Source organism: Mesorhizobium sp. CNPSo 4670, assembly GCF_057784235.1.
Genome location: NZ_JBWJFQ010000017.1, coordinates 122,294 through 148,519, shown reverse-complemented (window position 1 = coordinate 148,519; position 26,226 = coordinate 122,294). Strand labels below are relative to the sequence as shown.

General features: G+C 59.3%; 18 protein-coding genes, 1 tRNA gene and 1 pseudogene. 17 read left to right on the top strand and 3 right to left on the bottom strand.

Going from position 1 to position 26,226, the window contains the following annotated elements; translation table 11 throughout:
- Window positions 1-462: 462 nt before the first annotated feature.
- A complete protein-coding gene (locus AC0ZT5_RS25355) occupies window positions 463-999 on the top strand; it encodes a DnaJ domain-containing protein (protein ID WP_488498668.1) in 537 nt (178 codons plus the stop codon).
- Here the strand turns inward: AC0ZT5_RS25355 and AC0ZT5_RS25350 are convergent.
- Window positions 996-1,703 (bottom strand): ATP-dependent DNA ligase, encoded by a 708-nt coding sequence (locus tag AC0ZT5_RS25350; protein ID WP_488498667.1) that lies wholly within the window; start codon window positions 1,701-1,703, stop codon window positions 996-998. The two genes, AC0ZT5_RS25355 and AC0ZT5_RS25350, sit on opposite strands and share 4 nt — an antisense overlap.
- A gap of 178 nt (window positions 1,704-1,881) precedes the next feature.
- On the opposite strand from AC0ZT5_RS25350, the gene AC0ZT5_RS25345 reads away from it, so the two are divergent.
- The 4 genes and pseudogenes from AC0ZT5_RS25345 (at window position 1,882) to AC0ZT5_RS25330 (ending at window position 7,652) form a co-directional block, all read left to right on the top strand.
- Entirely contained in the window at window positions 1,882-2,124 is a 243-nt protein-coding gene (locus tag AC0ZT5_RS25345) for a hypothetical protein (RefSeq protein WP_488498666.1), read from the top strand.
- Window positions 2,125-3,053: 929 nt separating this feature from the next.
- Window positions 3,054-4,955: a tetratricopeptide repeat protein gene (locus AC0ZT5_RS25340; protein WP_488498665.1), complete on the top strand. Its 1,902-nt coding sequence runs from the start codon at window positions 3,054-3,056 to the stop codon at window positions 4,953-4,955.
- A 107-nt stretch (window positions 4,956-5,062) separates the two neighbouring features.
- Window positions 5,063-5,248: pseudogene (locus tag AC0ZT5_RS25335) on the top strand (IS3 family transposase); the annotation flags it as partial.
- 226 nt (window positions 5,249-5,474) lie between these two features.
- On the top strand, window positions 5,475-7,652 hold the full coding sequence (locus tag AC0ZT5_RS25330; RefSeq protein ID WP_488498664.1) for an adenylate/guanylate cyclase domain-containing protein: 2,178 nt from the start codon (window positions 5,475-5,477) through the stop codon (window positions 7,650-7,652).
- A 203-nt stretch (window positions 7,653-7,855) separates the two neighbouring features.
- On the opposite strand, the gene AC0ZT5_RS25325 is transcribed toward AC0ZT5_RS25330, so the two are convergent.
- Window positions 7,856-8,164, bottom strand: a complete 309-nt coding sequence (locus tag AC0ZT5_RS25325) for a hypothetical protein (RefSeq protein WP_488498663.1) — start codon at window positions 8,162-8,164, stop codon at window positions 7,856-7,858.
- A gap of 33 nt (window positions 8,165-8,197) precedes the next feature.
- On the opposite strand from AC0ZT5_RS25325, the gene AC0ZT5_RS25320 reads away from it, so the two are divergent.
- From AC0ZT5_RS25320 to AC0ZT5_RS25300, 5 genes are all read left to right on the top strand, one after another.
- Window positions 8,198-9,244: an AraC family transcriptional regulator gene (locus AC0ZT5_RS25320; protein ID WP_488498662.1), complete on the top strand. Its 1,047-nt coding sequence runs from the start codon at window positions 8,198-8,200 to the stop codon at window positions 9,242-9,244.
- Between the two features lie 208 nt (window positions 9,245-9,452).
- Entirely contained in the window at window positions 9,453-11,231 is a 1,779-nt protein-coding gene (locus AC0ZT5_RS25315) for a type I secretion system permease/ATPase (protein ID WP_488498661.1), read from the top strand.
- 14 nt (window positions 11,232-11,245) lie between these two features.
- Window positions 11,246-12,556, top strand: a complete 1,311-nt coding sequence (locus tag AC0ZT5_RS25310; RefSeq protein ID WP_488498660.1) for an HlyD family type I secretion periplasmic adaptor subunit — start codon at window positions 11,246-11,248, stop codon at window positions 12,554-12,556.
- 156 nt (window positions 12,557-12,712) lie between these two features.
- Window positions 12,713-14,131 (top strand): calcium-binding protein, encoded by a 1,419-nt coding sequence (locus tag AC0ZT5_RS25305; protein ID WP_488498659.1) that lies wholly within the window; start codon window positions 12,713-12,715, stop codon window positions 14,129-14,131.
- 969 nt (window positions 14,132-15,100) lie between these two features.
- Entirely contained in the window at window positions 15,101-15,439 is a 339-nt protein-coding gene (locus tag AC0ZT5_RS25300) for a hypothetical protein (RefSeq protein ID WP_488498658.1), read from the top strand.
- A gap of 160 nt (window positions 15,440-15,599) precedes the next feature.
- Here the strand turns inward: AC0ZT5_RS25300 and AC0ZT5_RS25295 are convergent, their stop codons facing one another.
- Entirely contained in the window at window positions 15,600-15,884 is a 285-nt protein-coding gene (locus AC0ZT5_RS25295; RefSeq protein ID WP_488498676.1) for a hypothetical protein, read from the bottom strand.
- Between AC0ZT5_RS25295 and AC0ZT5_RS25290 the strand changes: the two genes are divergently transcribed.
- The 7 genes from AC0ZT5_RS25290 to AC0ZT5_RS25260 all read left to right on the top strand — a co-directional run bounded on the left by AC0ZT5_RS25290 (window position 15,834) and on the right by AC0ZT5_RS25260 (window position 26,203).
- Window positions 15,834-16,007: a hypothetical protein gene (locus AC0ZT5_RS25290; protein ID WP_488498674.1), complete on the top strand. Its 174-nt coding sequence runs from the start codon at window positions 15,834-15,836 to the stop codon at window positions 16,005-16,007. The two genes, AC0ZT5_RS25295 and AC0ZT5_RS25290, sit on opposite strands and share 51 nt — an antisense overlap.
- A 73-nt stretch (window positions 16,008-16,080) precedes the next feature.
- Window positions 16,081-16,170: transfer RNA gene (locus tag AC0ZT5_RS25285), tRNA-Ser, on the top strand.
- 514 nt (window positions 16,171-16,684) lie between these two features.
- A complete protein-coding gene (locus AC0ZT5_RS25280) occupies window positions 16,685-16,906 on the top strand; it encodes a hypothetical protein (protein ID WP_488498657.1) in 222 nt (73 codons plus the stop codon).
- 85 nt (window positions 16,907-16,991) lie between these two features.
- On the top strand, window positions 16,992-19,685 hold the full coding sequence (locus AC0ZT5_RS25275) for a M10 family metallopeptidase C-terminal domain-containing protein (protein ID WP_488498656.1): 2,694 nt from the start codon (window positions 16,992-16,994) through the stop codon (window positions 19,683-19,685).
- Between the two features lie 181 nt (window positions 19,686-19,866).
- Entirely contained in the window at window positions 19,867-22,497 is a 2,631-nt protein-coding gene (locus AC0ZT5_RS25270; protein ID WP_488498655.1) for a matrixin family metalloprotease, read from the top strand.
- Window positions 22,498-22,692: 195 nt separating this feature from the next.
- Window positions 22,693-24,540, top strand: a complete 1,848-nt coding sequence (locus AC0ZT5_RS25265) for a CAP domain-containing protein (RefSeq protein ID WP_488498654.1) — start codon at window positions 22,693-22,695, stop codon at window positions 24,538-24,540.
- Window positions 24,541-24,712: 172 nt separating this feature from the next.
- The gene (locus AC0ZT5_RS25260) at window positions 24,713-26,203 is read left to right on the top strand and encodes a beta strand repeat-containing protein (RefSeq protein ID WP_488498653.1); all 1,491 of its coding nucleotides are present in this window, start codon (window positions 24,713-24,715) and stop codon (window positions 26,201-26,203) included.
- The last annotated feature ends 23 nt before the right edge of the window (window positions 26,204-26,226 follow it).

The window sequence follows — 26,226 nt, the reverse complement described above, 5'->3', positions numbered from 1 at the left end:
GCCACACTAGCCCAGAAAGGATCAAATCTGGGCGGCGGTGCAACGGAGTCCGCCCGTTGTCTGGCCTCGAAGCTAATGCGTGCAGCATCCAATCTGACAATTCCCGATTATCGACGCTGAAATGACCGGTGCAGGGGTGCTTGGGTGAAGCGAGCCTCACCAAGCCCAATGTAATATTAAATCGGGAAGGCTCGCTTTGTCGTTAAGGGATTGCCTGTCGCCGACGGCTGTGGACTACCTGTGGATAACTGCCTGTGGCCGCGTGCCACCGCAACCAAGCCTGCTCGGCCTCTTGCCGGTAGCCGGGCGGCATCGGCTGCCAATCGGCCGGAAATGCCATTAACCCTTTATTAACGATCAACTTGCCGCTCTGTTCGGCGGGTGCTTCTATGCCTAGATGCGTGGGAGAGCGGCGGGGCTGCCGGTACTAATAGCCCGAAGCGATCTTGTGGGAGCATCGATTTGTTCGTTGATTACTATGAACTTCTGGAAATCAGTCCGAACGCCAACTCGGAAACGATAGAACGGATATTTCGTTATTTTGCCATGCGCTACCATCCCGACAACCGGGACACCGGCGACGAATCCCGCTTCAGTGAAATCATAGATGCCCACAATACGCTCAAAGATCCGGTCAAGCGCGCGCAGTACCACGTCGAGTATAAAGAGCATTTGAACATTCGCCGCGAGTTGAGCGCGGAAGCCAGCAACACCAAAGGCATCGAACGGGATGCCGTCATTCAGGCCAAAGTGCTCTCGCTCCTTTATGTCAAGCGTCGAAAAGACGTCAACAATCCCGGCATTGGCGATACAGAACTCGAGCGCCTGGCCGACTGCCCGCGTGAACATCTGGAGTTTCATCTTTGGTATCTAAAAGCCAAAGGCTGGATAGGAAGGATAGAGAACGGGACGTTCGCGATCACCGTAGAAGGCATCGACCGCACCCATACCGAACATCGTAGTGAGCCAACCATCAGGCTGCTGGAGCGTGCAGTCTAGATGCGATGCGTCCGGTGAGCGCTGCGAGCGTTGATGAAGGCCGAACCGACATATCTCCCGGTCGCACGATCCGCCATCAGCGCAAACGCCGGTTTGCCTGCTTCGCGCTCGACGCCGAGCAATTCATATTCGTCGATCGAGTAGCATTTGGCCTTTAGCCAGTTTGTCGACGGGCCGCTGCGGTATTTGCTGTCGCGGCGCTTCGACACCATGCCCTCAAGTCCGGCCTGGTCCAGCAGGTGAAAGATGGCCTTGGCTTCGCCCGGCAGAGCTTCGCTGAACTGGATACGCCCGCCGGGCTCGATCATCCCGGCGAGGATCTCACGTCGTTCCTCCAGCGCCATATCGCGCAGATCGTGGCCGTTGAGGTGGAGCAGATCGAAGGCGACGAAATAGAGGTCGTGTTGCCGGCGCGTGATCGCCTTGCGGAGCTCGCCGAAGTCCGACAGGCCGGCATCGTTGAGCACGATGATCTCGCCATCGACGATGGCGCTTTCGGCTCCGAGCGTTTCCGCCTCTTTCACAAGGTCGCGATACTTCGCCGTCCAGTCGTGTCCGTTGCGCGTGTAGATCCTGGTGCCGTCTTCGTCGATGATGAGCTGCGAGCGGTAGCCGTCGAACTTGACCTCGTGAATCCATCCATCGCCTTCTGGAGGCTGCTCAACAAGGGTCGGCATCAAGGGCGCGACGAACTTCAAACGCATGCATGGAACTCTCACAGATCGCGCTTAAATTAGCATGAGCTGAAATAGTTCCGAAAAATTTTAGACGAACTGAAAGTTCCTTCCCGTTGACCAAGCTCCTGGGCCGACGCCACGGCGACCAACCAACGGATGATGGCGACATGCCTGCCCGACCAGCGGTCCGTCGTGTTAGGTTGCGATGGCGCGTTGTAGAGGAGGCCTTCGAATGCCTACCGATATAGGAGAAGGGTTTCCGGTGTTGACCGTGGCAGAACTAGCTGACCCGAGCCGCGCCGTTCGAGCGGCGATCGAGGTGTATGGGTCGGACGCTGTGACTGCTGTTGCGCACTGCGCGCTTGAAGCCCATTTCGACGGTCGCAGATCGGACTGTCGCTTTTGGTGCCAAGTCTTCCGCGAACTCCGGGGTAAACTGAGCACCTGAAACGCAAAAGCCCGCCACGGAGGAAGCCGTGACGGACCCTTGCTTTCTGTCTGCCTGGTTGAGGGGACCAAGCAGGATCAGAACTTCATCTTCTGCAACAGGTTCCGTTCCTGCGCACAAAAAGCCCGCCACCTTGGGTAAAAGGTGACGGGCTCCGAAGACGCCAGCAGAGGGACACTAGCTGGCAGAGAGGTAACTTTCTGCGGAAACATTAGTTGCAACTAAAATACAAAAAGAGCCCGCCACCGGGAAACGATGGCGGGAAATTGTGTGGGTGCTCGGGGAGTGAGGCCGAGCAGGATCAAAACTTCACTCTCTGCAACAGGTTCCCTAGGGCACAAAAAGCCCGCCACCTTTCGGCAGCGGGCAAGGTTATGGAGTGCTGGGATCAACCAGCATAGGGTCAACGAGCGGCGGAGGGGTTGGTTGCGGCGAACGATTTTCGCACCGCTATCTCTACCAGCGCACCAAATCACGCGGCATCGCTTGAGGGGTCACCTACGGTCAAATGCGGCAACGCCTACGTCCTGCTTGGCGGCGCGTTCAATCATTCGGTGTCGAGGGTTTGGGCGGGCTACTGCAGCGATAGATCGCTGACTGCCGCTCGCAGGTTAACATGCTGGTCATAGTGGTTTTGATGCACAAGAAGCCCGCGCGATACCCCACTCGCGTGCTCCGCCGCATCCCGCAGTTCGCGCATACGACCGCTATTGATAGGATTGAGGAATGGAAGTAGTCGCCGTGAGCCTTTCAGTTCATCAAGGGCCGAGCGGGTTCGGAAATGTCCGCTGTTGGGGTTAAACCGGATCTACGGCGGATATCGCAAAATCGACGCGATTGACCCATCGCGGAAGTCGGGCTGGATAGACTCCACGCCAGATTACCAATACATTCCCAGATGCTGGGTTTTCTGAAAGTATTCAACTCGCATGGCCGAGATTCGAACCCAACGCCGCCTTGCCGCGATTCTGGCTGCCGATGTGGTTGGCTTTTCGCGCCTCATGGAGCACGACGAGGCTGGCACACTGGCCGCTCTCAAAGCGCGGCGGCGCGATGTTCTGGTTCCATTGGTTGCCCAGCACCACGGCCGCGTGGTCAAGGTGATGGGCGACGGTGTGCTGGTGGAATTTGGCAGTGCGGTTGATGCCGTCCAATGCGCCGTCGAATTACAGAGGGGTTTTGCCGGGGCCAACGAGAGCGTGGCGGAGGCCTACCGCATCGTCCTGCGTATCGGCATCAATCTGGGCGACGTCATCGTCGAGGGCAGTGATCTCTATGGCGACGGTGTCAACGTGGCCGCGCGGCTGGAGGGTCTGGCTGAGCCCGGCGGCATCTACGTCTCCGCCTCCGTGCACGATCATGTCACCGGCAAGCTGGCATTGGCGTTCGATGATCTGGGCGAGCACACACTCAAGAACATTGCAAAGCCAGTGCGGGTTTATCGCGCCGGAACAGGCGGGACCGGCAGACGTGCGGCGCAACCCGCGGCTGCACTCCCGAAAAAACCCTCGATTGCGGTCCTGCCCTTTGCGAATATGAGCGGCGATCCCGAGCAGGAGTACTTTTCCGACGGCATCACCGAGGACATTATCACCGACCTTTCGAAAGCGTCCGGACTCTCCGTCGTCGCGCGCAATACCGTCTTTACCTTCAAGGGCAAGGCGGTATTGATCGAGGAGGTGGCGAAGAAGCTGAATGTCGCCTACGTCCTGGAAGGAAGTGTACGCAAGGCTGGAGGGCGAGTGCGTATCACGGCTCAGCTAATCAATGGTCGTGGCGGTGACCATATCTGGGCCGAGCGGTATGACCGGACGCTGGACGATATCTTTGCCCTTCAGGACGAGATATCCAAAAGCATTGTCGACGTGCTCAAAGTGAAGCTGTTGCCCGAAGAACTGGCGACAATTACAAACCGCTCGACCGACAACCCAGAGGCTTACGAGACGCTGTTGATGGGCAGGTCGTTCCTCAATAGGGGAGTCGAGACCAAGTTTATCAAAACAGCGCAGCGACTGTTTGCCAGAGCTGTTGAAATTGACCCAAATTATGCGCGCGCTTATGCCGCTTTGGCTGATTGTGAGTGGCTTCTGTTGACTTGCAACGATCCCGACGCCTGCTTCGAGGCAGTCCTTTCCAACAGCACACGGGCGCTGGAACTTGAGCCAGGTCTCGCCGACGCCCACGCATCACGCGGCGGGGCCTTGTTCGTAAATGGCCGGTATGCCGAGGCGGAAGTGGAGTTCGAGCGAGCTTTAGAGTTAGACGCCAGTTCTTCCGATACCTATTTCGCTTACGGCCGGAATTGTTTCATTCAAGGTCAATACGAGAAAGCTGCCGCTCTGTACGAGCGTGCCGTATCGTTGTCACCCGATGACTATCGGTTCTGGACCAATCTAGTGATGGTCTATGTTTCACTTGGCCGCAGCGACGACGCCAAGGAAGCAGCAAGGCAAGGTGTGCTGGGTGTGGAAAAGGAAGTCAAAGCGCATCCCGACAATGCCACCGCGCTATGTTACGGCGCCGCAATGCTGGCGGAAATTGGCGAGATTGAACGCGCGCTGTCGTGGGCCTCCCGTGCTGAAATGTTCGCCGGAGACAACATTGCGGTTCAGTACAACATAGGCTGTTTTTATGCGAAGCTGGGCAAGACGGAGCAGGCTATCGATTGCCTGGAACGTCAGCTAACTGCATCACATGCTTACCTCATTTTGCGCATGCCTTGGATGCGCCAGGATAGCGACCTCGACTCGCTCCGCTCTCATCCCCGTTATGTCGCGCTTGTCAATCGGATGGAGGCCCAAATAGCCGCGACTAGGAGCCTGACTGAGTAGTGACTGGTCAAGAGGGGGCGAGTCTGATTCCTTGCTGGGTTATGAGCAAGGAATTTCGGCCCTGGAAGATCGATGAGGCACAGCTTCTGCCAGCGAGCGTGCACGACTACTATGAGAACCACGATCAGCTCCGGCAGCACCTCACCGACTTCGTCGCTGCGTACAACTTCGCCCGCAGGCTCAAGTCCCTCAAGGGCCTCACGCCCTACGAGTTCATTTGCAAGACATGGGCTGCACAGCCAGAACGCTTCAAGCTTGATCCGCTTCAGCAAATACCGGGACTAAACATTTAATGTTGTGGCTAATTAAACGGCGCGCTGCTCTCACGGCTCGGAAAGGTCGCCAAGACCCACATCGGATGACCGGATTGGGGCGGGAGCCTGACCGTCACCTTTTGTAGCCATAAACTCCGGGGACCGAGGTCGCGAACTGACCCGTAGCCGACCTGAGCAGCCCTAGGCTCAGGGGCAAAACTCGCCTATCATGACAGCGAGCGTGCCCCACGCGTCTGGAGCTGGCATGCAGCGCAAGCTTGCAGCGATTCTTGCCACCGACGTCGTTGGCTACAGCCGCCTTATGGAAGCGGATGAAGCCGGTACATTGGCGCGCCTGAAGAGCACGCGCGAGAGCCTAATCGATCCGAAAATAGCAGCTCGCAATGGGCGTGTCGTCAAGCTCATGGGTGATGGTGCGCTGGTAGAGTTCCCGAGCGTTGTTGATGCAGTCGCCTGCGCCGTCGAAATCCAGCGCTCCATGGCAGAGTGCAATGCCGAACTGCCTAAAGAAAAACAGCTCGAATTCCGCATTGGCATCAACCTTGGCGACGTCATCATCGAAGGGGCGGACATCTACGGTGATGGGGTGAATGTGGCGGCGAGGCTCGAAGGGTTGGCGCCGCCGGGAGGCGTGTTGATTTCGGGAACAGCATTTGATCAGGTAGAGAGGAAACTGGACTGCGGGTTCGAGTTTTTGGGCGAACAGCGTGTCAAGAACATCGAGAAGCCCGTTCGCCTCTATCGAGTGGGCCCGCGCACCCTGGTTATCTCAGGAAGTCGCAAACCTAACGGCACGCGGCGCTGGATCGCAGTCGCGGCCACAGTATTGATTCTGATCGTCGCGGGGCTGGCGCGTTGGCAGCGCTTTGGCGACGATCTCGTTCGACCCACTGACGTGGCCTCGCAATCGAAAATGGCGTTGCCGCTGCCCGATAAGCCGTCAGTCGCCGTGCTCCCGTTCACCAACATGTCCGACGAGGCGGGGCAAGAGACCTTTGCTGACGGCATGACCGATGACTTGATCACCGACCTTTCCAAGGTTTCCGGCCTCTTCGTGATCGCGCGAAACTCGACATTCGTTTACCGCGGCAAGCCGGTAAAAATCCGCCAGGTCGCCGAAGAACTTGGCGTGCGTTACGTTCTCGGGGGGAGCGTACAGCGAGCTGGCGAGCAGGTGCGAGTCAACGCCCAGCTCATCGATGCCCTCACCGGCGGGCATGTGTGGGCAGACAGGTTCGATGGAAACGTCGCCGATATTTTTGCGGTCCAGGACGTTTTTGTCGCAAAGATCGTCGAAGCGTTGAAGGTCAATCTGACCACCACCGAAAAAACGGAAATTGCCCGCGCCAAGCCGGACAACGTTGCAGCCAAGGAAGCTTTCGAAGAGGGTTGGAGCCTTTATCTCCATTACAACGCAAAGGACACAGCTGCCGCCATCACTTCCTTGAAAAAAGCAACCGAACTTGATCCCGAATATGGACGAGCTTATGCCGCCCTGGCGCTGGCCTACTTCCGCGTCGTTGACTCACTCTGGGGTAAAGAACTCGGCAGGGACGAAGCATATTTCTGGTGGGGAGCTCGCGATTACGTTGAGCTGGCCAAGAAATATCCAACTTCACTGTCTTATACGGTCGAGGCATTGCGGGACGTTGATGAAGGTCTGGCCGAAGATGCTCGCAGGAATGCCGGTCGAGCGATTGCATCGGATCCCAACGACCCCGAGGCACACATCGCAACGGCTTGGGCGCTGACGATCTCAGGTGAACCTGCCGAGGCGCTGAATTTCGTCGCGACCGCCATGCGACTCAACCCGAACTATCCAAGCCACTACGTTCTCGCTCGTGGATTGGCGCTTTTTGCAATGGGCGATCTGAAACAAGCGGCTGAGGTGTTCGGAGAAGGCGTCAGGCGAAACCCAGACGCAACTGCGCTCTTTCTACCTTTCAGTTCCGTGCTGGCGCAGCTCGGCCGCCGGGAAGAAGCGAGACAAATGCTACTGAAGTTCCGACCGGGTGTAGATCAGAAACGACTCGAAGACCTTCCCGACACCTTACACCTCTCGTTCAAATGGGATGATGAACACGCAAGCATCCGGGAGCGCCTGTATGACGGTCTCCGTCTCGCTGCGCTGCCCCTGGACGTCACCGTTGCAAGCCTGGAAGCAGAGCTTAGGACCGGCGATCCCCTTTCCCAGCTATACGCAACGAGGCGACTAGGCTGGTTTGGACCAGCGGCAGCACAAGCCGTACCGGCTCTGGTTGAAGCGCTTAAGGTTGAATATCTCCGCCGAGAGGCCATCGAGGCGTTGGGAAAGATCGGGCCTCCGGCACGAGCTGCGATACCTGCGATCGTGGCACTCCAGAATGAAGCTCTGCTTGGCGTTTACGCAAAGGACGCGCTGTCCAAAATCAAAGGCAATTGATGGATCCGGGACGCGCGCCAGGATTTCCGCTTGTGCGCAACCGCGACCTCCAGCGTGGTCGCCGCTAACGTCCGCTTTCAGGCGGTGGCAAAGGCATCCTCAACGGCCGATATCGGCGCACAGCTGCCGTTCACGTCGCGGCAGAAGCAGATCCGGTTTGGGGGCCAGAAGCGGAAGTTCGCTTCAGCGTCGACCGGCGCCGATCAGCCCTGCATGATGGAGTGCAGGATGGCCTGCATATGCTCTTCCAGGTCGAGTTCGCCCCGTGCCTCAACGGTCAATAGGTAGTCGGCCTTGGCCCGGCGGTCGCCTCGGCTGGTCGCAGAATAAGAACAGATGGCCAGCAATGCTTGCTCTTCATACCGGTCTGCGATCTTGCGGTCGTGACAACTGCTGCCCGCTCGATGAACAACCCGATGGAGCACGGCATAGGCGGTGTCATGGGCTGAGATATGGGCATACCCGTCTTGCGGCACGGTACAAACATTTGCGCTGAGCCGCCAAAGGCTCATAAAGCGTTAATCGCGTCGTGATACCGGGCGACCGTGGCCGACCAGGATGAGCCTGTTTTCCGACGACTGGCAGCGGCGCCGACCGCGGCGGGCCTGGCCACGCGCCTCGCCGTAGCCGAGCTCCGACGCCGCGGCATCGATCCGGCCCCTTTGCTCGCCCGTGCCGGACTGTCAGCGGTCGCCACCAATCACGACGGTCGGATCGATGTCAGGTCGCAGATCGAATTCCTCGAGCAGGCTTCGCGCACCCTCGGCGACGACTTCCTTGGCCTGAACCTGGCCGAGCAATTCGATCTGCGCGAACTCGGCATGCTCTACTACGTAGCCGCCTCGTCGCATTGCCTCGGCGATGCTCTACGCCGCCTCGAACGGTACGCCCATGCGGCGAATCATGCGTTGATCTTGCGGATGCACAAGGGCTCGACCTTCCGGCTCGCGCTTTCCTATGCAGGCGTGCCGCGGCACCTCGACCGGCACCAGATGGAGTCCTTCGCACTGACGCTCGTCCGGCTCTGCCGGCAACTCGTCGGCCACAGGATTTCTCCGCTCGTCGCGAACTTCGTCCACCAGCGCTCGGGCGATCTGCGCCGTGCGCGGAGCCTGCTGGGCTGCGACGTCAACTTTGGCGCCGACTCGGACGAGTTGATATTCGACCCTGCGCTGCTGGACCGGACGCTGGTGGCCGCCGATCCATTCCTGAACCGGCTGATGGTCGAGAATTGCGAGCAGGCGATGGCGGCCCGGCCCACCAACGTGGGCCCGTTCCGCACGATAGTCGAGAACACCATCGCGCCGCTCCTGCCCCACGCCGAGGCGAGCGCGAAGAAGGTGGCCGGCAGCCTCGGGCTGAGCGAGAGGACGTTCGCACGCCGCCTCGCGGCAGAAGGGCTCAGCTTCGGGGCCATTCTGGATGATCTCCGGCGTGATCTCGCCATTCGCCACCTGGAGGAGCCGGGCCTGCAAATCTCCCAGATCGCATGGCTGCTGGGCTTCCATCAGCCAAGCGCCTTCAGTCATGCCGCGCGGCGCTGGACCGGCAAGACTCCGTCCCAGTACCGGCGTGGCTTGTCATCGTCCTAGCAGATCCTGAGCGGCGGCTGCCACCGTTGCAGCCAATGTAGTTGATCGGCACCGCCAACGACTTGCGCCCAGCCGCCACTGTCCTTGCGTCAGTGCACAAGGCATCCACATGAGCGAAGAACGCCAGACCCACCGGATTGAGGCCAGTCACACGTGGCTCGACGCGGTCGGTTCGGGTTGGTGCAGGAAGAAGGATCGAGGATATACCATGGCATTGCAGGCGTTCGCCGCAGCGACTCGGGGCAATGAACTGAAGTCTGCGTTCCGGCAGTGTGCCGGGGCGCTGACGGCGGTGGCCGTTTTCTCGGGTATAGTGAATATCCTCGGCCTGACCGGCTCGCTCTACATGCTGCAGGTCTACGATCGCGTGATGCCGTCGCACAGTGTGCCTACGCTTGTCGGCATCACCATCATCGCCGTCTTTCTGTACGCGGTCTACGGCCTGCTCGATTTCGTCCGCCTGCGCCTGCTCGTTCGGATTGGCAACGCACTCGACCAGAAGCTGCATGGCAAGGCATTCGCAGCCTCGCTGCTGCTGCCGCTGAGGGCAGGACAAGAGGGATCGCGCATCCAGCCGATCCGTGACCTCGACCAGATCAGGAGCTTCGTCTCCGGAAGCGGTCCGACCGCCTTCTTCGACCTGCCGTGGATTCCATTCTACCTCGTCATCATCTACATGCTGCATCCATCACTCGGGCTCCTAGCGACGCTTGGAGCAGTGGTCATCGTACTACTGACCCTCGTCGCCGAAGGGCTCGCGCGCGCGCCGTCAAGGCGTGCATCCGAATCGATAGTTGCCCGCACTTCCTGCTCCGACGCGGGCCGCCGCAATGCCGAAGTCATCCGCGCTATGGGCCTCTCCAACCGCTTCGGCAGACTCTGGAGTGAGCAGAGCCTGCGCTTCCTGCAGGATCAGCGGAGGGTTTTCGACGTCATCGGTGCGACCGGCGCGCTTTCACGCACATTCCGCATGATGCTGCAATCGCTCATGCTCGGCCTCGGCGCCTACCTCGTTATGGCAGGCGAGGCGTCTTCGGGCGTCATTATCGCTTCCTCTATCATGCTGGGCCGTTCGCTTGCGCCAGTCGATGTCGCGCTCGCCAACTGGAAGGGCTTTATCTCTGCGCGAAGAAGCTACGAACAGCTATCCAGAACGTTGAACGCCTTTTTCGAGCAGCGTCAGCCGATGGCGCTGCCGCGACCGCAGCACACGCTGTCCGTCGAAGGCCTGACAGTTACTGCGCCAGGCCAGCAGAATGCTCTTATCCAGAACGTCAGCTTCACGCTGCAAGCGGGGACGGGGTTGGGCGTAATCGGGCCGAGCGCATCCGGCAAGTCGACCCTGGTGCGCTCCATTGTCGGTGCGTGGCCGTCGCTGCGCGGGACGGTCCGGCTAGACAATGCAGCGCTCGAACAGTGGGATCCCGAAGCCCTTGGGCGGGATATCGGCTATCTGCCACAGGCTATCGAATTGTTCGACGGAACCATTGCAGAAAACATCTGCCGCTTCGACAGGGACGCCGATCCCAAGGACATCCTGGCGGCGGCGCGGACGGCTGGAATCGACCGAATGATTCTCAGGCTGGCGGATGGGTTCCAGACGCGCATCGGCGAAGGCGGCAGCGCCCTCTCGGCCGGGCAGCGGCAACTCGTCGGGTTGGCGCGGGCACTCTACGGAGAACCTTTTCTGGTAGTGCTCGACGAGCCTAACTCCAATCTCGATGCCGACGGCGATGTCGCGCTCGCTGCCGCCATTCAAGGCGTGCGCCAGCGGGGCGGCATTGTCATCGTCGTCGCCCACCGCCCGTCGGCGCTGGCCAATCTAGATCAGGTGCTGGTCATGGCAGGCGGGACATTACAGGCCTTCGGCCCGAAGGAAGAAGTGCTTGCCAGCATCACCCGCCCGGCAGTCCATACGCAACAGCCAGCGGCTCATGCGGCCTTGCGGCAGACCTCGACTGTCGTCCCCTTACACGATCGAAAGTAACCTCGGTGATTTCAATGTCCATTTCAGAAAAGAATACGCATTCCGGCGAAGGCATCAGGGCCAACATCCTGTTCGGCCTGGCGATATCGATCCTGCTCGTGGGCGGTGTCGGCGCGTGGGCGGCAACGACATCACTCGCAGGGGCCGTCATCTCGTCGGGCACTGTTGTCGTCGAAAGCAGCGCCAAAAAAGTCCAGCACCAGACTGGTGGCGTCGTTGGTGCGATCCTGGTTCGCGAAGGCGACCGCGTCTCGGCGGGCGATGTCATTGTGCGGCTCGACGATACAACTGCCCGCGCCAACCTACAGATCATCGCACAGCAATATGACCGCACGCTCGCCCGCCAGGCGCGTCTGCAAGCGGAGCGGCTGGGCTTGCCCGAGATCAAGCTGCCCGACAGCCTTGCCAAGCGCGCCGGAGAGGCGGATGTGGACGCCTTGGTTGCCGGCGAGAAGGCGTTGTTCCAAAGCCGGACCAAGGCTTCGACAGGGCTGAAAGCCCAGCTCGAGGTTCGCTCTGAACAGTTGGCGAAGCAAATTGAAGGCCTGACTGCCCAGCGGGAGGCGACGGACAAATCGGCAGCGCTCGTCGAAAGGGACTACAACAGCCTTCAGACGCTCTATGAGCAAAAGCTCGTCTCGCTCGAGCGGGTAAGCACACTCCAGCTCGAGCTGTCGCGGCTCAAGGGCGAATCCGGCCGCCTTATGGCCGCCATCGCCGAGACAGAAGGCAAGATCAGCGAGACAAAGCTGCAGGCCCTCCAGGTCGACGAGGAGATGCGCAAGGACGTCAACGAGGAGCTGCGCGAGCTCGACGGCAAGGAGGTCGAGCTTGTCGAGCGCAAGGTGGTCGCGCAGGACCAGCTTGCCCGCACCGAAATCCGTGCACCCCAGTCGGGGTATGTGCAGGAGCTTGCCGTCCACACTGTCGGCGGGGTCATCGCTCCGGGCGAGACAATCATGTTGATCGTGCCCGAAGATGACAAGCTGGTCGTTGACGCCATGATCGCCCCCGCCAAGGTCGACGACGTTCGCCCTGGCCAGTCTGTGTCGATCCGCTTCTCTGCCTTCGACGCTGCCACGACACCCGAATGCAAAGGCACTGTGCAGAGAGTATCGGCTGACCTCATCAAGGACCCGCAGCGGCAGACTTCCTATTTTGTCGCGCGCACGACCCTCGACGACCAGCAGGCCTGCCTGAAGGACGCCAAGCGCCTGCAGCCGGGTATGCCCGCCGAAGTTCACATCCAGACCGGTGAGCGCAATGTCTGGTCCTACGCAATGAAGCCGCTATCGGACCAGGTGCATAGGGCGTTCCGAGAATAGCAGACCGCGCGGCTGGCCGGGGCCGGAACATAGGTCGCATTGGCGCTTTGGCAGCGAACCGGAAATTTTTGGCGTGCGGCGCCAAGACCGACCAGCCTGCGAAAGGTATTGGTCAGACTAGAAACTCTCATTCCCTCAAATTTATTGGAGATCATCTTGGCAGTCGTAGACACATATATACCATTGGACATGTTGAACGGATTCAACTTCAGCAAACTGCTCTACGCTGACAGCTACTATGGTAACTCGGGCTGGTTCACCGCCGGTCATTCAGATGGTACCAACGATACGCTCTGGGGCTACGGCTTCGCTTACGACATCAACGGCGTTCCGATGCGCACCGGCACCGTCACAGAGTATTCCCTGTTTGGCAACTGGTCGTCCGACTTGCTTATCGATGTGTCTGGAATCAGCGTACCGGCCAGCTTGATCATAGATGCTGCACTGTCGCCTTCAACTGCAGATGACGTCGCCATCGTTAGGACAGCGCTGGCCGGCGCCGACACCGTTTATGGCAGCGACTATGCTGACGTACTTGACGGCTTCGGTGGCAACGACACGATCTACTGCTACGCCGGCAACGACATCGCCTATGGCGAAGACGGCAACGACTATCTCAGCGGGATGGCCGGCAACGACTATCTCAGCGGGATGGCCGGCAACGACTATCTCAGCGGGATGGCCGGCAACGACTACCTCAATGGCGGTTTGGGCGCTGACACGATGGTCGGTGGCGCAGGCAACGATGTCTATATCGTCGATAATGCCTCCGACATCGTCAACGAGAGCCTCGCCGGCTCGACCGGTATTGACACCGTGCAGTCGTCGATCAGCTTCAGCCTCTCCGACACTGCGCACGTATTGGGCTCGGTCGAATACGTGACGCTGCTCGGGTCTGCCAACATCAATGGCACCGGCAACTCGATCGCCAACATCATCACCGGCAACAGTGGCAACAACATCATCAATGGTCTCGGCGGTGCCGATACGATGAGCGGCAGCACCGGCAACGACACCTATTATGTCGACAATGCCGGCGAGCATGTCATCGAAAAGAACGGCCAGGGCACCGACAATGTGCAGGCCTACGTCTCCTTCAACCTCTCCGGTCAGGAGTTGGAGAACCTGGCGCTGCGCAGCGCGGCCTCCATCAACGGCACCGGCAATTCCATCGCCAACATCATCACCGGCAATTCCGGCAACAACATCATCAACGGCCTGCTCGGCAACGACACGCTGTCCGGCAGCACCGGGCATGACACCTTCGTCTTCACCACGGCGCTGAACGCCTCTGCCAATGTCGACCGCATCACCGACTTCTCAGTGGTCGACGACACAATCCAGGTCGATAACGCCATCTTTGCAGCGCTTGGCGGCAACGGCACGCTGACGGCCGACCAGTTCGTCAAGAACACAACTGGCCTTGCGGGTGACGGCAACGACCACATCATCTACGAGACCGACACCGGCTGGCTCTACTATGACAGCAACGGCAGTGCCGTCGGCGGCTCGACCCATTTCGCCACACTGGCCGCAAACCTGGCGCTGACCAACGCGGATTTCCTGGTGATCTAGTCCCTCCATTTGGGGGCCTCTAGCTCCTCACCGCGCTGACTTCCCACCGCTGCAGGGCCCATCAAGCGCGTCCCCGCCTGCGGGAGGGAGGACACCGGCCGAGGCCGCCTTAGCGAGTTCGCAGGGTGCAGGTGCGAACGGCAACACCGCAAATTCGCGTTGGTTTCTTCCCCAGGGGCTCGGCAGCCAGGCTGCTAGCAAGACGGCCAGCCTCGCTTTGAACCCTATGATGGCGATGCGAATCGCGCGCCTGACAGGGGCCCCATAAGCCACCCCCACCCCCGCCACCGACAAACCCCGGGGGGGTGCCATTAGAACGCGCCGCGTAGGCAGACAGGCCAGCGCGCGTCAGCAACCGCGCGGGATCGATGTTGTGTCGCTCAAGCTCAGCAGAGGCTAAGCGCGCGGCCAGACCTGCCGCAGTCGGTATGGCTGCCAGTGTTCGAACGGCCGTTGCACTCTGTTCGACCACAGGCGCACACCTCTCGGACCCGCTCGACCCTCACATTATGAAGCTTGGCAGCTAAGCGCAAATACTTGTCGCAGCGTTGCAAGATCAATTCGGAAGAATCATCGATGCGAACGGTACGCAGGAAAAAGATCCAACCGCAGTCGCTGAACGGCTGGCGGAAACTGGGACGTGTTTTCGCGATCCTGTTCCTGCGACTGACAGCAGGACACCTGCGTCGAGGAGGCGGCGGCGCAAAGGGATCCAACTTTGCGCCGCTGTCCTCCGAGCCGATTAATCAAAGCATGAAGAAATTGGCGGGGACACGACGTCAGGCGGCGCCTAGGCAAGTCGAATGGACTATTCGCACATGACGATCTGCGCAGTGGCACCAATCAGCAAGATTTTGGCGTCGCGACCCAACGGGCTGTGCCACAGGGTTCCCATCTTGCTGGTCATTCAGGCTAACTGCTCCCGATCTTCATAGAGCTGTGACAAACCAAATGTCAGATAGATTTCGATTGGACGTCGCCCTCTACATTGCCCATGCGGCGTGTGTGGGACGCAAGACCACTTATGGAGAGTTGAGCGCCAAGTTTGGCGACCTGCCAAACGGCTGGGAGTCAATCCTTACAGTGATAGCTGGCCGGTTGCGCAAACATAGCTGCCCGCTACTGCCTGTGCTGGTGGTTGCTGTGGACACAGGGCTGCCAAGCGAAAAAACATATCACCAGTTTGGGCTGGAGGGCGTGGCTGCGACGCGCAAAGAACAGCAGAAGTGCTACGATTTCGACTGGTCTGAGTTCTTTTTCAGCCGGATCTCGAAGGCAAGTGGTTATGCACCCTGGGTATCGGGCTAGCGAAGGGTATCGGGCTAGCGAACCCGCAGCACCGACCTATGCGAACCGACAATTGACGCCGAGGCGCGGCATCCCTCCAGACAGAGGAACACGGACAACGGAGCCCGGCAATGTATTACGGTCCTAGCTCGTGGGTCCTGGCACTTTCTGACACCAGCAGCTAATCGCCGGCGAAGCTCGGATGCAATGGCGCGAGCCGTGTCAGCACCCTCCTCGTAGGCGTCAGCGTCTCTATTTCCATAGCAGGGGTTTCGAGGTTATCGTATGCAAATTCATCGACGACTTCATCGGCATGGCGCCGTTTCGCTTCGGCGAAAAATGGTTTCTCGGGCTCGGCAAAACCTCCCTGCCCCGCATCCGATTTCACGACCTGCGGCATACGCATGCCACGCAAATGCTTTCGGCAGGCGTTCACCCGAAGATAGCGAGCGAGCGCCTTGGCCATTCGAACATCGGCATAACGCTGGATCTTTACTCACATGTCATGCCCGGAATGCAGGCCGACGCAGCAGAGCAAGTTGACGTGGCATTGCAGGCGGCTATAAGCAGCGAGCGAAAAGGCAAATAGTTGCAAAGTGCGTTGCAAACGGCAAATTGTCGCCGACAGCAAATAGACAAAAGCGCAATGATTGCAACTACTTGGAGGAATGGCCGAGCGGTTTAAGGCACCGGTCTTGAAAACCGGCGTGGGTGCAAGCTCACCGTGGGTTCGAATCCCACTTCCTCCGCCATGTTTTTAAGCAAGACATTGATCATAAATCAGAAAAAATGCGGCGGCACGACCTGCCACACTCTCACTAGCCATTGAATTATCGGACATGGAGTAGTTGCGATGTCCAGTCATCTAGGACAACTGGCGCAGTCCAGGCACCTACCCAAAGCAGTCCAACCCGATGGCAAGAGAGGATGCACCCATGCCCACAAAGCAACGCGGTACATACGGAATTCAAGCGGGAATTTTAGCTGGTCCTCAAGAACAGCGTTGAATACAGTCGTGACCGTGACATAGAGTGTCAATCTAGGGGCGTGGGCATAGGATTTCGGAAACAAATGTTCCGCAATTGACCTGTCGGCGCGAAGCCGCGGAAAGCGATTGTATCTTTTGGAAGGTGGTTGTGGCCGATCATGATGGCGACAGGCATGGGTGGCTGTCACCAAGCCGAGAATTGGACGGCCGCCTGGTCAAAGACAGACCGGTCACGGAAAAGGCCTATGACTCGGAACCTCCTCTGCGTAGCAGCTATCATGATGGCATCCATTATCGGACCTCAGCCGGTACAATCCTATCCTCGAAATCCACAGCGCCCGATGAATGCCAAAACCTGCGAGCAGGCGCTGGCGCGTCTGCACGAGGCACGCCTTGGAAGCCCAATCATTTCGGCGGCGGAAAATCGGGAAGTCCTTCGCAGGGCACTCGAAGTGGCAGAACGGCTATGCGGCAAGGACAAAGTGAACGACGGCAAATAGGCCAGCAGGACATGCGGGTTGTGAGCCTCGTGCTCCGTTATCGATAATAAGCGGCGCGGCCGCAGGAAACGTAGAGGGGAAGGCAATGCCAAACGTCACCGAAACAACGGATGCGGCATCATCCATCGCCACCAGCTACACCCTGGCGGTCGGCCAGACAGCGACTGGCCATTTGTCTTCGGCCGGCGACCATGATTGGTACCGGGTGCACCTGGTGGCGGGCCAGACCTACACATTCGCGGAAGTCGGCGAAGGTGCGCGGGTCAGTCCGACTGTCGGCGACAATGTCGAGGATACGTTCATGGCCCTCATGAACGCATCCGGAACATTGGTTGCGTCCAACGATGACGTCATCCCGGGCCAGTACCGCTATTCGACGATCACCTACACGGCCTTGACCACCGGCGATTACTTCATCAATGCCGGCGCATATAACGATGATTACGTGGGGCAATATGGCGTTTCCGTAGTGAGCGGAACCCGGGCCAGCTACGACGAATTGATGGGGGCCGGCGCGATCCTGAGGCCCGGAAGCAGCTGGAGCACAGCGCCCGGGCAGCCGGTGAACGTGACATGGGCTGTGCGAATGACGGACGTCAATTGCACGGACTCGCAAGGGGATGCTGCCCCGTTCAGCCCGTTGAGTTCCGCGGAAATCGCTGCCGTCAAGTCCGTGCTTGCCATGTATTCGTCGGTCTGCGGCCTGACTTTCACGCAAGTCAACCCCGCTGGCACCAGCGACAACGCGACGATGCTGTTTGGAAACTACACATCGACGGCGGACCCTGCAGGAGCCTACGCAATTTACCCGGGAACGACGGCGCCAGGCGACATTTCCGGAGACGTGCATTTGAACACTGACGCCGTTAACACGGGAAATCTGCCCATCGGCTCCTACGACTACCAGACCATTCTGCACGAAACAGGCCACGCGCTCGGCCTTTCACATCCGGGCGAATACAATGCCGATACCAATCCGACCTACGGCAACGATGCCCAGTTCATCCAGGACAGCAACCAATACAGCGTGATGAGCTATTTCGACGAGACCAACACCGGCGCATCCGACTACAATGACTATCCCGACACGCTGATGTTGTATGACATTCTGGCTGTTCAGCAGCTCTACGGCGCCAATATGACGACGCGTACGGGCAATACCGTCTACGGTTTTGGTTCCAATGCCGGCAACGTGTACAACTTCGCCCTGAACCCCTCGCCGGCAATCTGCATTTGGGACGCTGGTGGTGTCGATACGCTGGATGCGTCCGGGTTCGGCCAAGCCCAAATCATCAATCTGGCCGCAGGCAGTTTCTCCGACATAGGCGGCGGCCACCGCAATGTTTCAATTGCCTTCGGCGCGACAATCGAGAACGCCGTTGGCGGTTCCGGCATTGACACGCTGATCGGCAATTCCGGCAACAATTTGCTGGACGGCAAGGGCGGCGCCGACACGATGCGTGGCGGCGTCGGCAACGACACCTACTATGTCGACAACGCCGGCGACCATGTCATCGAGGCCAATGGCCAAGGCACCGACAATGTCCAGGCCTATGTCAGCTTCAACCTCTCCGGCCAGGCGCTGGAGAACCTGGCGTTGCGCAGCGCGGCTTCGATCAATGGCACTGGCAATTCCGCTGCCAACATCATCACCGGCAATTCCGGCAACAACGTCATCGATGGGCTCGCCGGCGCCGATACAATGAGCGGCAGCACCGGCAACGACACTTACTATGTCGACAATGCCGGCGACCACGTCATCGAGCTCAACGGCCAGGGCATCGACAATGTGCAGGCCTACGTCTCCTTCAATCTTTCAGGCCAGGAATTGGAGAACCTGGCGCTGCGCGGCGCGGCCTCGATCAACGGCACCGGCAATTCCGCTGCCAACATCATCACCGGCAATTCGGGCAACAACGTCATCAATGGGCTCGGCGGCGCCGACACCATGAGTGGCAGCGCCGGCAACGACACCTACTATGTCGAAAACGCTGGCGACCATGTCGTCGAGCTCAACGGCCAGGGCACCGACAGCGTCTTCAGCTCTGTCTCCTTCAACCTGTCGGGACAGGAACTGGAGAAGCTGACGCTGACCGGCTCAGGCAATATCAACGGCACCGGCAATTCGATCGCAAACATCATCACCGGCAACAGCGGCAACAACATCATCGACGGCCTTGCCGGTGCCGACACCATGAGCGGTGCTCAAGGCAACGACACCTACTATGTCGACAATGCCGGCGACCACGTCATCGAGCTCAATGGCCAGGGCATCGACAATGTGCAGGCCTATGTCAGCTTCAATCTCTCCGGTCAGGAGCTGGAGAATCTGGCGCTGAGAAGCACCGGCAACATCAACGGCACCGGCAACTCGACCGCCAACATCATCTCCGGCAATTCGGGCGCCAACGTCATCAACGGCCTCCTCGGCAATGACACGCTGAGCGGCAGCACCGGCAACGACAGTTTCGTCTTCACCACAGCGCTGAATGCTTCAACCAATGTCGACCACATCACCGATTTCTCGGTCGCCGACGACACCATCCAGGTCCACAATGCGATCTTCGCAGCGCTTGGCGGCAACGGTACACTGACTGCCGACCAGTTTGCCGCCAACGCGTCGGGCGCCGCCAGCAATGCCAACCAGCACATCATCTACGAGACGGACACCGGCTGGCTCTACTATGACAGCGACGGCAGTGCGGCTGGCGGCTCAACCCATTTCGCCACGCTGGCCGCTAACCTCGCGCTGACAAACGCCGATTTCGTCGTGGTGTGAAGGTAGGAGCGGTTCATCGTTTCACTGAACGCAAAACCGCTCTTTCTCTTTGTTTGACACAATTCCGGACAGGAAACTGTTTCACACTTTTCCTGGAATTTCTCCGAGCGTAGCGGACACCGTTATCTATGATCCATATTGTCGCCGAATATTATCGTCCAACAACCTTGGGGGATGCGCGATGACTTTGACAAATGTGACCGTGACACAGGCCCGGAATGGGCTTGTTGACGTGGACGGTGCGAAGTGGTCCGGCTCGACGATCACTTACTCAATTCCAGGCGCCGGTTCACTCTGGGAGACAGATTATGGATCGGGAGAGCCTTTCGACGCTCAGTCTGGACCTTTCAACAGCACCCAGGCGGCGAGCTTTCGGACCGCCTTGTCTCTTTGGGACGCGTTGATCGCGCCTTCGATAACTGAGGTATCGGACGCAATCCCCGGGAAAATCCGCGTCGCATTCACCGACGTCACAGCGCGCGAGGGCTCAGGCATAGCCGCCTACGCCTATGGCCCGCCCCTGCCCGGCAACACGGCAATTGCCGTCAACGGCGACATCTGGGTCGACCAGACCTATAAGTCATCCAGTTTCGCTCAGCATACCTCTGATTTCCAGATTCTCATCCACGAATCCGGGCATGCCCTGGGACTGAAACACCCGTTCGAGGCGCCGACTGTGCCGGCGGGATACGACAGCAGAACCTACACGGTGATGAGCTACACCTCGGAAGACTATTTCTTCACTTGGTCAGACGGCGGCGGGGGCATCGCTTACAGTGTCGAGGGAACGTCGTCCTTTACGCCAATGGTGCTCGATATCATGGCGATTCAGTCCCATTACGGCGCAGATCCGACCACTGCCACCGGCAATACGGTCTATGCCTTTACCGACAATGGCTTGAATGGCAGGCAGGCGATCTACGATGCCGGCGGCACGGACACTCTAGACCTGTCCGCGCTTTCCCGAGGTTCTACCGTCGATTTGCGCCCCGGCGCCTATTCGGATCTCGACTACTACAATGTCGAGAATCAGATAGCTGACCTCACCGCGCAATTTGGTGGCTTTGGGGACTTTATTCGAAACACCCTGACTGATTCGACCACCCCGGCCTATGAATGGGAGCGAAATCTGGGCCTTGCGTTCTCGACAACGATCGAGAACGTCATCGGCAGCGCACATGCCGATACCGTCATCGGGAATAATGTTGGCAATGTCATCGACGGCCGTGGTGGCGCCGATATCATGCAAGGCGGCATCGGCAACGACACCTACTATGTCGACAATGCCGGCGACCTTGTCATCGAGGCCAATGGCCAAGGCACCGACAATGTACAGGCCTATGTCAGCTTCAGCCTTTCCGGCCAGGAATTGGAGAACCTGGCGCTGCGCAGCGCGGCTTCGATCAATGGCACCGGCAATTCCGCTGCCAACATCATCACCGGCAATTCAGGCAACAACGTCATCGATGGGCTCGCCGGCGCCGACACGATGAGCGGCAGCACCGGCAACGATACCTACTATGTCGACAACGCCGGCGACCATGTCATCGAAGCCAATGGCGGCGGCACCGACAACGTCCAGGCCTACGTCTCCTTCAGCCTCTCCGGCCAGGAGCTGGAGAACCTGGCGCTGCGCAGTGCAGCTTCGATCAACGGCACCGGCAACTCCATCGCCAACATCATCAACGGCAACAGCGGCAACAACATCATCAACGGCCTCGGCGGTGCCGACACGATGAGCGGCAGCACCGGCAACGACACCTATTATGTCGACAACGCCGGCGACCATGTCGTCGAGCTCAACGGCCAGGGCATCGACAATGTGCAGGCCTATGTCAGCTTCAATCTTTCCGGTCAGGAGTTGGAGAACCTGGCGCTACGGAGCTCGGCTTCGATCAACGGAACCGGCAATTCCGCTGCCAACATCATCACCGGCAATACCGGCAACAACATCATCGACGGCCTTGCCGGTGCCGACACGATGAGCGGCGCGCAAGGCAACGACACCTACTATGTCGACAATGCCGGCGATCATGTCATCGAGCTCAATGGCCAGGGCATCGACAATGTACAGGCCTATGTCAGCTTCAACCTCTCCGGACAGGAGCTGGAAAACCTGGCGTTGCGCAGCTCGGCTTCCATCAACGGCACCGGCAATTCGACTGCCAACATCATCACCGGCAACACCGGTGACAACATCATCGATGGCCTTGCCGGTGCCGACACGATGAGCGGCGCGCAAGGCAACGACACCTATTATGTCGACAATGCCGGCGACCACGTCATCGAGCTCAACAGCCAGGGCATCGATAATGTCCAGGCCTACGTCAGCTTCAACCTCTCCGGGCAGGAGCTGGAGAATCTGGCGCTGAGAAGCGCCGGCAACATCAACGGCACCGGCAATTCCATTGCCAATGTCATCACCGGGAACAGTGGCGCCAACGCGATCAACGGCCTCCTCGGCAACGACACGCTGTCCGGCAGCACTGGCCAGGATACCTTCGTCTTTACCACAGCGCTGAACGCCTCGACCAATGTCGACCGCATCACCGATTTCTCGGTGGTCGACGACACCATCCAGCTCGACAATGCGATCTTTGCCGCGCTCGGCGGTAACGGCACGCTGACGGCCGACCAGTTCATCAAGAACACCACCGGCCTTGCCGGCGACGTCAACGACCACATCATCTACGAGACCGACACCGGCTGGCTCTACTATGACAGCGACGGCAGCGCCGCTGGCGGCTCCACCCATTTCGCCACGCTGACCGCCAATCTGGCGCTCACCAACGCCGATTTCGCCGTGGTCTGATCCGCTCGAAGATAGAGCTCCCACGCAATCGCAGGCGCCCGATTACGGCGCCTGCGATTGCGTGGGCGTGTCTCCTGTGCAGCCCGTTCAAGCGTTGAATGGCACGGCTTTTGAGCAGGTTTCTTCCAGCCGGCTGGTGTTTCGGCAGTTTGTTGCCTAAAAATAATACTCGCACAATACTGGATGGGGAAAGTCATGGCCAATCAGAGTGCTGTCGAGCAGGCAATCCTGGAACTGATCAATCGCGCGCGGCTCGATCCCGCCGCTGAAGCCGCACGATATGGCATAAGCCTCAATGAGGGGGTCCCGGCCAACGAGACCATCTCCACCGCGATGAAGCAGCCGCTGGCGATGAACGACACGCTACTCGGCGTGGCGCGGGCTCATAGCCAGGACATGATCAACAACGACTACTTTTCGCACACTGATCTGAGCGGCCACGACCCATTCGATCGGATAACGGCCGCTGGCTATGACTGGGATACAGCAGGCGAAAACATCGCGTACAGCGCTACTTCCGGTACTCTCACACCGGCGATGTCTCTGCAGCTCCATCAACTTCTGTTTGTCGATTCGAACTACCCTGGCCGCGGCCACCGGGTCAATTTGATGGATCCGGACTATCAGGAGGTCGGTGTCGGCCAGGCCCAGGGCGTCTATCAGGGCCTCAACGCGACGATGCTGACGGAAGATTTCGGCCGCCCAGGCGCCAACCACCAGTTTCTCACTGGTGTCGCCTTCAACGATACCGTGACGGCCGACCAGTTCTATTCGATCGGCGAAGGCCGCGGCAACATAACGGTCTCCGTCAGCGGCGGACCGAACACGGCCAGCGGCAGCGCGGGCGGCTATTCCGAGGAGCTGACGGCCGGTCTCAAGACCGTCACGTTTGCCGGTGGCGACCAGGTGACGCCGGTGGTTCTCACCGCGACGATCGCTGCCGGCTTCAACGCCAAGATCGACCTGATGGGCCAGTCGACCATCCGCACGTCGGTATCCGTGACAGCGGTCAACGGCATTTCATCTATCGTCGGGCTTGGCACGAATGCCTTGACGCTGATCGGCACCGACGGCACCCAAGCCATATATGGTTCCTCGGGCGGCGACCATTTGGACGGCAAGGCCGGCGATGACACGCTGGATGGCAAGGCAGGTGCCGACACCATGTATGGCGGGGCCGGTAACGACACATACTTCGTCGACAATGCCGGCGATATCGTCAGTGAAAGCACTGCCGGGGCCAACGGCTCGGATGTCGTCAATGGCTACATCTCGATCAACCTCAGTGACGGCAACCACTTCACGGGCAACATCGAGAACGTCGCACTGCGCAGTGCGGCCTCGATCAACGCCACCGGCAACAGCCTGGCCAACGCGCTGAACGGCAATTCAGGCGTCAACACGCTGAGCGGCCTCGGTGGCAACGACACGCTGGACGGCAAGGCGGGCGCCGACACCATGCAAGGCGGTATCGGCAACGACACCTACTATGTCGACAATGCCGGAGACCATGTCGTCGAACTCAACGGCCAGGGCACCGACAATGTCCAGGCCTATGTCTCCTTCAACCTTTCCGGACAGGAGCTGGAGAACCTGGCGCTGCGCAGCTCAGCGAACATCAACGGCACAGGCAACTCGACCGCCAACATCATCACCGGCAATTCGGGCGCCAATGTCATCAACGGCCTCCTCGGCAACGACACGCTGAGCGGCAGCACCGGCCAGGATACCTTTGTCTTCACCACGGCGCTGAATGCTTCCACCAATGTCGACCACATCACCGACTTCTCGGTCGCCGACGACACCATCCAGGTCGACAACGCCATCTTCACAGCGCTTGGCGGCAACGGCACGCTGACAGCAGACCAGTTCATCAAGAACACCACCGGCCTTGCCGGTGACGGCAATGATCACATCATCTACGAGACGGACACTGGCTGGCTCACCTATGACAGCAACGGCAGTGCGGCGGGCGGCTCGACCCACTTCGCCACCCTCGCCGCCAATCTGGCGCTGACAAACGCCGATTTCGTCGTGGTATAAGGAGGTCATGCCGGTCCCCCGAAGCGGACCTCGCCGCCGCCGCCAAAGTGCATTGCAACAATTCCATCCCGAACCCTCGCTGGCTAACTACAAGTAAGAACGGTCAGTTGTGCTGTTTCAGGAAACCTCGTAAATATAGGTTGGGGTTGTTAATCTTGGGTGGGAGAACGTCATGGCTGTTGTCAGCGGTGGTACGGTTTTTGGACTGAATTTCGATACGCTGCAGGTGGGAGCACTGGTCGACTACGACTTCGAAGACCCGCAGCCTCTCTATGCAAGGTTTTTTGACGACGCGTCGAATTACACACTCTTTCAGGGCTCTGGATTCACTTATAACGCCGGCGTCCCTACCGGTGGGACCGTGACATCCGTCCAGTATGTGGTGGCTGGCAGCACGGTGCTGCAGGTCACGGGCCTGAACGTAGCAGCCACCGACGTTGCGAGCTTCGTCTTCAGCAATGACACGATGGGTCTGCTCAATCTCGCGCTGAGTGGCAATGACACGCTGAACGGAACGCCGCTGCACGACGTGCTCTATGGGTTCGGCGGCGCCGACACCATCAATGGCGGCGCCGGCGCCGACACGATGAGCGGAGGCACAGGCAACGACACCTACTGGGTCGACAATGCCGGCGACGTTGTCCTCGAGGCCAATGGCCAGGGCACCGATACAGTCAACAGCACGATTTCCTTCAATCTCTCCGGTCAGGAGCTGGAGAACCTGACGCTGCGCGGCGCGGCCTCCATCAACGGCATCGGCAATTCCATTGCCAACATCATCACCGGCAATTCAGGCAGCAACATCATTAACGGCCTTGCCGGTGCCGACACCATGAGCGGCGCGCAAGGCAACGACACCTATTATGTCGACAATGCCGGCGACCATGTCATCGAGGCCAATGGCGGGGGCACCGACAATGTGCAGGCCTATGTCAGCTTCAACCTATCGGGACAGGCTCTGGAGAACCTGGCGCTGCGCGGCGCGGCTTCGATCAACGGCACCGGCAATTCCGCTGCCAACATCATCACCGGCAACAGCGGCAACAACATCATCAACGGCCTTGCTGGTGCCGACACCATGAGTGGTGCTCAAGGCAACGACACCTATTATGTCGACAATGCCGGCGACCATGTCATCGAGGCCAACGGCGGTGGCACGGACAATGTCCAGGCCTATGTCAGCTTCAATCTTTCCGGCCAGGAGCTGGAGAACCTGGCGCTGCGCAGCGCGGCTTCCATCAATGGCACCGGCAACTCGACCGCCAACATCATCACCGGCAATTCCGGCAACAACATCATCAACGGCCTGCTCGGCAACGACACGCTGTCCGGCAGCACCGGGCATGACACCTTCGTCTTCACCACGGCGCTGAACGCCTCTGCCAATGTCGACCGCATCACCGACTTCTCAGTGGTCGACGACACAATCCAGGTCGACAATGCGATCTTTGCAGCGCTTGGCGGCAACGGCACGTTGACAGCGGAACAGTTCGTTAAGAACACCACCGGCCTTGCGGGTGACGGCAACGATCATATCATCTATGAGACGGATACCGGCTGGCTCACCTATGACAGCAACGGCAGTGCGGCGGGTGGTTCCACCCATTTCGCCACGCTTGCCGCAAACCTGGCGCTGACCAACGCCGATTTCGTCGTAGTCTGAACGTTAAGCGGGGGCATGTGGCA